At 59.9% G+C, this 10,023-nt stretch carries 13 protein-coding genes; 9 read left to right on the plus strand and 4 right to left on the minus strand.

The features are described 5' to 3' along the window. The first annotated feature begins 31 nt into the window (after positions 1–31). Together HUW53_RS10945 and HUW53_RS10950 are read left to right on the plus strand one after the other, a co-directional pair. The gene (locus HUW53_RS10945; protein ID WP_237345799.1) at positions 32–1,810 is read left to right on the plus strand and encodes a phage tail tape measure protein; all 1,779 of its coding nucleotides are present in this window, start codon (positions 32–34) and stop codon (positions 1,808–1,810) included. After that, positions 1,810–2,367, plus strand: coding sequence for a phage baseplate protein (locus HUW53_RS10950; RefSeq protein ID WP_237345800.1), 558 nt, complete (start codon positions 1,810–1,812; stop codon positions 2,365–2,367). Before HUW53_RS10945 ends, HUW53_RS10950 begins: the two co-directional genes overlap by 1 nt. A 77-nt stretch (positions 2,368–2,444) precedes the next feature. Here HUW53_RS10950 and HUW53_RS10955 read toward each other — a convergent pair whose 3' ends face one another. The 4 genes from HUW53_RS10955 to HUW53_RS10970 form a co-directional block, all read right to left on the minus strand. After that, complete coding sequence (locus HUW53_RS10955) at positions 2,445–2,750, minus strand: hypothetical protein (protein WP_237345801.1); 306 nt, start codon at positions 2,748–2,750, stop codon at positions 2,445–2,447. Positions 2,751–2,816: 66 nt separating this feature from the next. After that, positions 2,817–3,878 (minus strand): hypothetical protein, encoded by a 1,062-nt coding sequence (locus tag HUW53_RS10960; RefSeq protein WP_237345802.1) that lies wholly within the window; start codon positions 3,876–3,878, stop codon positions 2,817–2,819. A 129-nt stretch (positions 3,879–4,007) separates the two neighbouring features. Beyond that, on the minus strand, positions 4,008–4,412 hold the full coding sequence (locus HUW53_RS10965) for a hypothetical protein (protein WP_237345803.1): 405 nt from the start codon (positions 4,410–4,412) through the stop codon (positions 4,008–4,010). 131 nt (positions 4,413–4,543) lie between these two features. After that, positions 4,544–5,068 carry a hypothetical protein gene (locus HUW53_RS10970; RefSeq protein WP_237345804.1) on the minus strand — a complete coding sequence of 175 codons (525 nt, stop codon included), beginning with the start codon at positions 5,066–5,068 and terminating at the stop codon, positions 4,544–4,546. Between the two features lie 559 nt (positions 5,069–5,627). Here HUW53_RS10970 and HUW53_RS10975 point away from each other — a divergent pair. From HUW53_RS10975 to HUW53_RS11005, 7 genes are all read left to right on the plus strand, one after another. Then, positions 5,628–5,813: a hypothetical protein gene (locus tag HUW53_RS10975; RefSeq protein ID WP_237345805.1), complete on the plus strand. Its 186-nt coding sequence runs from the start codon at positions 5,628–5,630 to the stop codon at positions 5,811–5,813. Further along, positions 5,813–6,436 (plus strand): Bro-N domain-containing protein, encoded by a 624-nt coding sequence (locus HUW53_RS10980; RefSeq protein WP_237345806.1) that lies wholly within the window; start codon positions 5,813–5,815, stop codon positions 6,434–6,436. Before HUW53_RS10975 ends, HUW53_RS10980 begins: the two co-directional genes overlap by 1 nt. 451 nt (positions 6,437–6,887) lie before the next feature. Beyond that, the gene (locus HUW53_RS10985; RefSeq protein WP_237345807.1) at positions 6,888–7,640 is read left to right on the plus strand and encodes a KilA-N domain-containing protein; all 753 of its coding nucleotides are present in this window, start codon (positions 6,888–6,890) and stop codon (positions 7,638–7,640) included. Between the two features lie 68 nt (positions 7,641–7,708). Next, positions 7,709–8,029, plus strand: a complete 321-nt coding sequence (locus HUW53_RS10990) for a phage baseplate plug family protein (RefSeq protein ID WP_237345808.1) — start codon at positions 7,709–7,711, stop codon at positions 8,027–8,029. Continuing rightward, on the plus strand, positions 8,026–8,991 hold the full coding sequence (locus tag HUW53_RS10995) for a phage protein (protein ID WP_237345809.1): 966 nt from the start codon (positions 8,026–8,028) through the stop codon (positions 8,989–8,991). Before HUW53_RS10990 ends, HUW53_RS10995 begins: the two co-directional genes overlap by 4 nt. An 8-nt stretch (positions 8,992–8,999) precedes the next feature. Continuing rightward, complete coding sequence (locus HUW53_RS11000; protein ID WP_237345810.1) at positions 9,000–9,662, plus strand: Gp138 family membrane-puncturing spike protein; 663 nt, start codon at positions 9,000–9,002, stop codon at positions 9,660–9,662. After that, positions 9,662–10,015, plus strand: coding sequence for a contractile injection system sheath initiator (locus tag HUW53_RS11005; protein WP_474001519.1), 354 nt, complete (start codon positions 9,662–9,664; stop codon positions 10,013–10,015). Before HUW53_RS11000 ends, HUW53_RS11005 begins: the two co-directional genes overlap by 1 nt. Positions 10,016–10,023 lie beyond the last annotated feature (8 nt).

Consider the following 10,023-nt stretch of genomic DNA (forward strand, 5'->3'; position numbering starts at 1 on the left):
GGAGCGAACGGCTGAGAAGGCCCATGCCGCCGTGCTGAAGGCCGGGGCCTTCCTCGATCGGCTGGAACATAAAGCGAAGGAACTGTTCGCTTCCACGACGACGGATCTTGACCATCTGAACGCGGTCGCGAACCGAGCGGGCACCTCGATCGAGGAGGTTCGGGCTCTGGCTTATGCCCTCCAACAGACGGGCGTAAGCGGGGGGCGGGCTGAAGGCATCCTTGACAGCTTCGCCTCGCACCTGCGTCGGTTCCCGGCACTCACGGGTGTGCTGCACAATCTCGGGGTCAAAACGAGGCAGAATGGGCAGATCCGGGACACCGCAGAGGTGTTTGCGGATACCATCAAGGCCATCAACAAAATCCAGGACTACCCGACAGCTGTGCGCACCGCCGACCTCTTCGGGATCACGGAAGAGGACTATTACAACCTCCGGACCAATGCCGCCAAGATCGAGAAGTTCAAGGCGGACCAGAAAGACGCCTACAAGCGCTATGGCGTGAACGGCAAGGAGGCCGGCATCAGCTCCACCCTCGTCATGCAGGGCTGGCGCCGGATGCTCATGAACTTGGACGCCATGCTGGGGAAGATCGCCTTGGCGCTCGGGCCGGCGCTCATGCCCATTATCGACGACCTGAAGGCATGGCTGGAAAAGCACCAGGACAAGATCGTCGCCGTGTGCGTGGCTTTGGTGGCGGCCCTGTCCGATCTGGTCACCAAAGTTCAGGAATGGTCTGTGGCCGTGTTCGGGAGCGGGCAGGGGCTCTTGGATTTTCTCGAATGGATGACCAGCGGGAACGGGCTCCTTCGCGCAATCGAGATCATCGGGGGTGGCTGGATGGCGATGACCGTCGCCGGCATACTCGGGCCTCTCGGCCTGGTCATCGCGGGCATTGTGGCCCTTATCGCGGCGCTGATGCCCGGAAAGGCTGAGGCTGCACCGGCGGGAGGTGGTCAGGCCCAAGGCGGGCAGGCCCAGGCCGCGCCGCAGAAGCAGGGCTTCCTCGGCCGGGCGAAGTCCTTCATCGGCAAGCTGTTCGGCTATGGTGGCGCGGAAGGCGAGGGTGGGGCCGGCGGCGGCACGGATCAGGCAGCAGCGCCCACCTCCACCGAGCCCGCCATGTCCCTGTCCGACGCGCGCAAGCGGTTCGCCAAGGAGATGGAAGACCCAGAGGTGGCGGCGCGGTTTGCCGGATATATCGAAGCCGAGACGGGCGGTAATGGAGCCAAGGCGCAGCAGGCATTCGCGGAAAGCGTGTTGAACCGTGCCGCGTCGCGGCGCCAGACCCTCCGCCAAGCACTCGATGAAGGGTATTTTCCAGGCACGACCCATCGCCGGGCCAGCGGATATATGCGCGATCCGCGTTATCTCCAAAAATACCGCAAGATCATGGATGCAGTACTGGGAGGCTCGAACATCTCGAATTACGCCACCGGCAATGCCTCGGAAGATGTGCAATTCAACAAGGGCTATCAGACCCTCGAATCCGGGGGCGAGCGGTTCGGCGTTGAGGGGCCTGATCGCGGCTGGGTCGGGCGCATGAAGGAGTTCGACGAGAGCACGAAGACCAAGGAACCGGAGCGGCCGAAGATCATCATCGACAAGCCCTTCGCGGCACCCGACCAGAAAAGCCTCTACGCGCCGCCGCTCGGGTCCACCACGGACACCTTCGCCTTGGCCGCCGACCAAGAGACGGAAATCGTGGTGCATGGTGATCCGGACCCATCACGGACCACCAGCGAGGTCAGTGCGGCGCAGCTCAGGGTGAACAGAGGCCTGACGGATCAAGTCGAAAGGGCTGTGGCCTGATGGCAAACATCGTCGAGGCCGTGCTCGGCACCGTGGACCAAATCCTGGTGTCGGCCGGCGCCTCCATCGGTGGCATCGTCCCCAATGTGGTGGTTGAGGAGATCAGCCGGGACAGCCTGTTCATCACCAACCATCCGGTGGAGAAGGGGGCGGCCATCTCCGATCACGCCTTCATGATGCCGAAGGAAGTAGAATTGCGCTGCGGCTGGTCGGACTCGGGCAATTTCCAGGGCTACTCCAGGCTCATCCAGGAGGGATTGCTTGCCCTCCAGGCGCAGCGGGAGCCCTTCACAGCGGTCACATCGAAGCGCGTCTACTCCAACATGCTCATCACCGGGATTGAGGTGAGCACATCGGCCGCCACGGCTTACGCCCTGTTCGCGCGGGTGATGCTGCGCGAGGTGCTGATTGTGAGCACCAGCACGGTGGCGACAAATTCGTCCAGCACCCAGGCAGACCCGGCCCGGACATCGGGGACGACGAATGCGGGGACGAAGCAGGCAACTGAATCGTCTGCTGGATCAACCTATGTGCTGGAGAACTGGTCGAATGAGTGACGATCTGGAAGATGAACGTTTGCGTCATTGGGCGGGTGACCCCGCCGAGACCAAGAGGCTTTTTGCTCAGCTGGATATCATGCTGATTGAGGCCCGAAGCCTTCGCTTACAAGCAGGGCACCCAGCTCGCGAGCGCACACTCCGGTCATTAGGACCACGGTATGCTGGTGGTTATCTCTTGCAAGGACGAGAACAAAAGAATCAATCCCGGTCTGCCGACCGGAAAGACTGATGACCTCATCGCCAGTGCCGAAAGCTTGGGCGGCCTCCAAGATCGTCAATTCGGTCACTTTGGGCTGGTACTTGGCGAAATTCTCTTCGTCCGACATGGCTATCAGCCCCCATTCTGCCGCAGCGGCGCCGCCGCGTATGGAAGCTGCCATACCCTCCTTGACACTTCGTAAGCGGGAGGCGTGGTGACGGCGGGGCGAATGTGGGGAGAGAATGCTCTATTTTGTAGAAATTGAGCAGTCCTGCAAGATGAGCATTCCAAAAGTGTGATCGTCGATCCTCCCCTTTACGTATACACTGTCGCCTTTATTTATTGAGTATATAATCTTCATAGTATCCGGCGTCAGAGAATTGCACATCACATCAATGTTTGATTTTTCGCCTAATGCCACATGGAACTCCCCACGCTCAAACATCGCCTCACGGATGCCGAGGACGGACATGCTGGCACCAAATGTTTTGTTCCGGTAATCTCTAACAAAACGGGCTTGATTATCACCGTACGTCTGGTGGATTAGCGGTAGATCTTTCATCGCGAAGTCTGATGCGATGAGTTCACTTGGCAGGGCTGGGGGTTCTAAGCCGCGACCTGGGCCGGCAGCATTCGAATGGGGTGGAACTGGCGTGGAAGCTGAAGCTGGTGCGGTTGTGGGCGTGGGCGCTGCAGGTGGGGCTCCCGTCGCAATGGGGGCGGCAGGCTTGAATCGTCCTGATTGGATCCGCTCCGTGACTGCGCGAGGTAAGTCTGCCCCGTATGGGCCTTCGACGAATTCCTTACCCTTCCCCGTCCCGTAAACTCTGTCATAAATTTCGCTCATCGCATCCAGTTGAGTGTGGCAGCGGTCTGCATAAAGCGGGGTGCGGCGGTAGAGAATGCCATCTCGGATCAGGTCCAGGATGTCAGGGTCTTTTGCCGCCTCTGCCGCGATGCAATCCGTGGATAGCTTTATAGCTGGCAGGACGATTTTGCGGCGCTGCGCATCGGTGAGGTTGTTAGGTGACCGGGCTGTGCTTTGCGCCAAGCGCTGTTCGATGGTGTAGATTATGCCATCGCCGAAGTCGCCTTCACCAAAGGCTCTCTCGTCTCCCACGAATTTGCACTGTACGCCTGCCAGTTCCGATGCCCGTTCAGCGGAAACCCCCAGCTTTCGAGCGATCACGACGCCCCGTTCAACGAGGCAATCTCCGTATTTCTGCGGGTCGCGAAAGGTTTCCGCCCCGCACGCCGCTCCCCCGAGCGCCAAGATGACGCAGATTGCAACCGCGAACTGCCTAACCATTCCATTCCCCCACAGGTTGAGCGGGGACGGTAACACCAGCCGGGGCTTAAACGGAAGCCCCGGACCATCATGAAGAGGAGAACGACATGGACGTTCAGGCTCCCGCGCCCACTCGCCGTGTTCCGCTGCTTATTGCGGCGTGTCTGTTCGAGACGCGAACGCCGTGGGTGGCACCCCAACCACCGAGCCGAGTACTTCTACGAGCCGCTGCGCCACATCCTTCGAAATCTCCAGGGGAATGACACCACCCCCAGAAAGCCAAAATCTCAGAAGCGCCCCGGTCGTTGTCTCATTTACATAAAAGCGGTTCGTTTTCAGAGCTTCGACTGCGACGATCCCGCCACCCTCTGGGGTCTCCTGCACCGCTGAAGCTGCGATCATAGAGCTGATGACCTGCAACAGGAGCGCATGGGGAATGGCTAGAGCAAATTCGGCGCCTTCGGCCTCTTGGAACCCGATCAAGGCATGCTGGCCATCGTCAGAATTCATGTGCCCGAGTACGCCGGAAACAGAAACTGCGGAAACCTGAGTCATTAGTGTCCCCCCCCCCAAATGAGGCGGGCACCATAGCCCAAGCTCAATCGCGAGTGGAGTCATCCCTGCCGAGCATATGAAGCCCGTCTTCCGCGAAGGCGCGAATGGCGGCAGGTCGGGATGTGGGGGCTCTATTCCTGGCCGCACTTGATGAGCTTGATGAGGCCGAAGTCGGCGCCGTGCAATTCCATATTGGCGGTACCCGATGGGCGGAAGGTGACAGCTCCCGTTGCGGGGCGTGCCGGATAGTCCTTCACTTGGCACTGCGCTGAGATGTCGTATTTCCCGCGTTCTAGGTTGCCGCTCAGGGATATTTGGCACCGAATCGGACTGGCCCACATTTCAAACTTGCCGTTCTCGAAAGTGGCGACGCCAAATCGGCTTAGCGTCGCCGTGTCGTACCCAGGCTTATCTAATTCTCCCGACTTATAGAGATCGCAGGCTTTGCGGTCCCGCGCCCAATCGCCATTAAGGCGAGCGCTGATATCCTTGGGTGCCGCAGTAGCGGTAGATGGCGGCGTGTCGCACTTGGAGAGCGTTTCGTTCAGCCCGTCAAAATCGACGTCAATTTGCGTCGGCGCCTTCTTTTGTACGAGAAAATGACCGGCACTTATTCGACCTTCTGTTGAACACGCGAGTGGTGAATACCAGCCCACTACGGTATTCTTCCAATCAACGAAGATGCAGTGGCGATCTCCGAGTTGGACGCTGTCTATGTCGACATGAAACGTCTCAGTGATTGGCAGCTTTCGGCAATTCGTTGACCAAGTCCCAATGATGTCAGGGTCATCCGCCCCGCACGCCGCTCCCCCGAGCGCCAAGATGACGCAGATTGCAACCGCGAACCGCCTAACCATTCCATTCCCCCACAGGTTGAGCCTCGCACCATATCCCAATCTCAGTCGGGAGCGGAGCCGGGCTTAACCGGGATCAGCCCATCCGCGACAAGGCGGTCACGGACGATGGCGCGGATGGCCTCTGACAAGGTGGGTTTCTCTTGCTTGAGAGAAACCCATTTCTCCAATGGGTCCAATAGGTCGGGATGCATCCGGACCGCTACGTGCTTCCCTTGTCCTGTAGGAAGCGGGCCACGGCTTCCAGGCCGGCGAGAAGTTTGTTGCACAGCGCGATAAACTCCGTTACACGTAGTTTGTCGAGCCGAGGGGAAGGTCAGATCTCCCCGCCCGGCTCTAACCCCAGGCAAGGACCGTTCCCATGCCCAAGGCTACCGATGTGTCTAACACAGTTTCCCGCCGCGCCGAAGATGCGGCGACCATTACCCTCATGCTGCTGAAGGCGACCATTCTCGGCCCGCGCCACGGCGGCGCGCTGGCCGAGGCGGAGCCCAAGCGTCCGGTTCTGGCCGGCGGCGCGGCTCACAAGGTGAAGGAGGGCATGTGATGGGCGCCCTTATCACCGTCTCCGATTTGGAAGTGATCAATGGGGTGGCGCGTGTCAAAGATACCCGCCTTGCTGAGGCTTTGGGCTTCGTCCAAAAGCAGATGATCCGGCCGCTTATCAAGCGGCATATCGAGGCGCTGCAACAGTTTGGTGAGGTTTATTTCATGCGAAATAAACCCGGTTCCAAGGGTGGCCGGCCTTCGACGGTCTATTCCCTGAACGAGGAACAGGCGATCTACATCACCGCCAAGTCGGACACCCCGAAGGCGGCGGAAATCACGGTGGAGATGGTCCGGGTGTTCCGGGACTATCTCAAGGGCGAGTTGAAGCCCGTGAAGGTGAAGGCGCACCGGCGGTCTCTCCCCAGGCCCGAGTTGCAGCCAGATTCTGACCTCCCCTTCGGCTTTACTCTCGCGCGAGAGCTGTATCGAGCGATCATGGGCGCGAATGTCCGGGTTGAGCGGGGCCTGGAACCCGACTTCGGAAAGGCTCTGGAAGGCGTGTTCGCGGACATCGTCACCCGGCACTATGGTGGAGACCCATCGTGGGGCCGCGTGCTCATGGGCACAAAGACGCACCGTGAGCGTGCCGAGTGGGCGAAGCCTCTCCTGGGGAAAAACTGATTATCCACGCATCTAGTGATTATAGCTTGTGGATAATGGTAATTATGGGGATTGTGGGCGAAATGCGTTAATCGCCCGACCCTTCACCGGCCTCTTCTTCGGCTCTGTGTGAATATGCCCCATATTGGATAGAGCACTGCGTAACACCCCGCGACGAACACGGGCGTCGCGGTGATGGGCGGACCCGCCGGGCACCACTCTTCAGGGTCCGCCCATCCCCCACGTTTCGGCTGGCTGTGAATGGCGGCGGGCGGCCGGAGTATAGAGGGGAAGCCCCTCGACTTGCCGCCGCGTCTGTGCGTCTATTCTTGATATGTTCTCATTTGGTTCGGCTGAGTAAGCCGGCGACGGCGGGGTTCGGTTCTCTAGGCCAATGGACCCCGCCGTCAATCCGAAACGCCGCGTTCCAACGCGCGGCACCTCTCATCACCAAGGCAATGAGGTTGCCCAGATGACCACTCATTATATCGCAGTTCCCGCCCTCACGTTCAATGGTGTCGAGATTCACGACCGGGATGAGATGCTGTGTCTCACCGATATGTGGAAGGCGGCTGGCGAACCGGAAAGCAAGCGCCCGGCGGAATGGCTCCGACACGATGCCACTAAGGAGTTTGTCGAGTGCGTGGCCGGCTCTTTGGAAGTGGGCAAGGCCCATATCCAAACGCAGAAGGGAGGGCGTGGGATCGGTGGCGCCACCTTCGCTCACTGGCAAATCGGCCTTGCCTACGCGAAGTACCTCTCTCCAAAGTTCCACATGTGGTGCAACACCGTCGTGCGTGAGCGCATGGAGGGGAAGCCGAGCGCCATTTCGATGCCGGACTTCTCGGACCCAGCCGCAGCCGCGCGGGCGTGGGCGGCTGAGTATGAGGCCCGGCAGATCGCAGAGCGCACAAAGGCTGAGATCGGCGCCCGCCGCGAGGCGACGGCCATGAACACCGCGTCGCAGGCGATGAAGCGGATAAAGCATCTGCAAATCGAGCTGGATCGATCCGGCCAATGGGCGAGCGTCAAGCGGATGGAGAAGCTCTATCCCGATCGCAAGTTCGACTGGCGCGTGCTCAAGCGCGTCTCCGTCGAAGTGGGGTTCAGCCCCTTGGACGTGCCGGACCAGAATTACGGCACCGTCAAAGCCTACCATGCCGCCGCATGGGAAAGGGCCTATGGGGTCGAGGTGCCTCTGCCCACGAAAGTGGAGGCCGCCTAGGCCCGCCACCACGTTCGAGCAATCAAACAAGCCGCCCCTCACCGGGCGGCTTTTCTATGGGAGCCGACATGGCCGCAACCTATGAAATCCCCATCACCCCCGCGTCTAATCAGACGTTTTCAGTGGTCCTAAACGACGTTGCCTATCAGCTCACGCTCCAATGGCGCGCCGCGACCGATGCCGGGTGGGTCTTGGACATTGCTGATGAAAGCGGGACGGCCCTCGTCTGCGGCATCCCGCTCGTGACCGGCATCGACCTTTTGGGGCAGCACCAGCACCTCGGCATCGGCGGATCGCTCTATGTGGCAACGGACGGCGACCAGGACGCGGCGCCGACCTTCGACAGCCTGGGCGACACGTCCCACCTCTACTGGGTTTCGGCGGCATGACGCGGCAGTGGATACGGCAGTGCCGGCTCTATGTGGGAACCGGTAGCGAGGCGATTGATGTTTCGGATCTGCGGATCAGGTTCAATGTAGAGATGGCAACACGTTCAACACCATGGCGCGCTGATGTCACCATATCCAACTTGTCCAATGAGACGGCGAACAAGATCAGCAAGAATGAATATGCCAAAGTTACGCTACAAGCTGGGTATGACGGAAATTTTGCAACCATATTTGATGGCCAGATCGTTCAGAAGCGCGGCCCAGCTCGAGAAACCCCTGTTGATACATATTTCAACATTCAGGCCAGAACCGAGCAGACAGCCTATTCCTATGCGGTGATGTCCAAAACGCTCGCATCTGGTCATACTTTCCGGGATCAAGTGGACGCGTGTCTGGATGCGTTGAAGCCATATGGGATCTCCGCTGGGAATATACCTGACCTCGGCTCTGTGAAGATGCCGCGCGGGCGCGCGATGTTCGGCATGGTCCGCCACCAGCTCCGAACCATCGGCCAAGCTGTTGGGGCATCCTGGTGGATCAAGGGCGGTAAGCTCCAAATCGTGAAGTACGGTGAGACTTTGAGCGGCAACACAGTCGTCCTGAACTCTGGGACTGGCATGATCGGGATGCCCGTCCAGACCATGGATGGTGGGGTGGAGGCGCGCTGCCTATTGAACCCCAGGCTGGAAGTCGGCGGCGTCGTCCAAATCGATGAGTCCAGCATCCAGCGGACCAAACTCACATTGACATCGACAGAATCTGAAAAAGTCCAACAGAGTTGGCTCCAGAATAGCATCGCGGCGGATGGGCTCTACAAGATCGTGTTCCTCTCCCACATCGGGGATACGCGCGGAACCGAGTGGTATTCGGACATCGTCGGAATCCCTCTGAGCGGAAAGTTCATTCCAAAGCGAGTGTCTCAGGAGACGTTCGCAGATGTAACCGGATATATTGCGCAATAGGTTTTGACATGGACAGCAGAACACGCTACGAAGACATCCGCGAGGCGGTGGAAACCATCGTGGAATCGCGCCTTGCGGAGCTGCACACGGCCGAGCCCTGCACCATCGTCAAGATGAACTGGGAGACTCAGACGGCTGATCTCCAGCCGACCACCAAGTCGATCATCCGCAAGCCGGACGGCACGACGGAGTGGATTTTCAAGCCGGTGATCCCGGACGTAAAAGTCCACTTCCCCTCCGGCGGCGGCCTCTCCCTCACCTTTCCTTTGAAAGAGGGCGACGAGGTGCTGGCGGTCATGGCCTCCCGATCTCCCGACGTGTGGCAGCAGAACGGTGGAGAACAACAGATCATCGACACCCGGATGCATGACCTCTCCAACGCCTTCTGCATCCCCGGCTTCCGGTCCGACAAGAACGCGCTGTCTGACGTCTCGGAAACCTCCACCCAGCTCCGCTCGGATGACGGGAAGACGGTGTTCGACTTCAAGTCCGGCACCGCTTCCCTCACGGTGGAAGACGCCTCCGTGACCATCACGACGGAGTCCGCCACCCTTCAGAAGGGGGATTTGAAGGTGATCGTCACCAGCTCCAAGGTTCAATTGGGAGGGGAGGGTGGGTCTCCTGTCCTGACCCAGGCGGGGCCATCCACCAAGGTCTATGCGGTGATCTGATGCGCTATCGGAAATTGACATCTTCGGGGGACATGACCTTCGGTCACAGCGCTGCGGACTTCTGGCAAGATGTTCCCGAAGCGCCGGCCCAGGCCGTCAAGACCCGCCTCGCCCTTTGGCTTGGAGAATGGTTTCTCGATACGACGGACGGGACACCCTACAACACCAAGATCCTCGGCAAGCACACGTCAGGAACGCGTGACGCGGCGCTCCGGGAGCGCATCGTGGGCACCGAGGGCGTGACCTCGCTCGATGCCTATTCCTCGACCTATGATCCGGACACACGGTCTTTCACCGTCTCCGCGACGATCACGACCGACTATGGCGCCACGACGGTGACCGCGCCGCTCTGAGCGGCATT

Origin of the sequence: Xanthobacter agilis, from assembly GCF_021730435.1 — a bacterium.
GTDB lineage: Bacteria > Pseudomonadota > Alphaproteobacteria > Rhizobiales > Xanthobacteraceae > Xanthobacter > Xanthobacter agilis.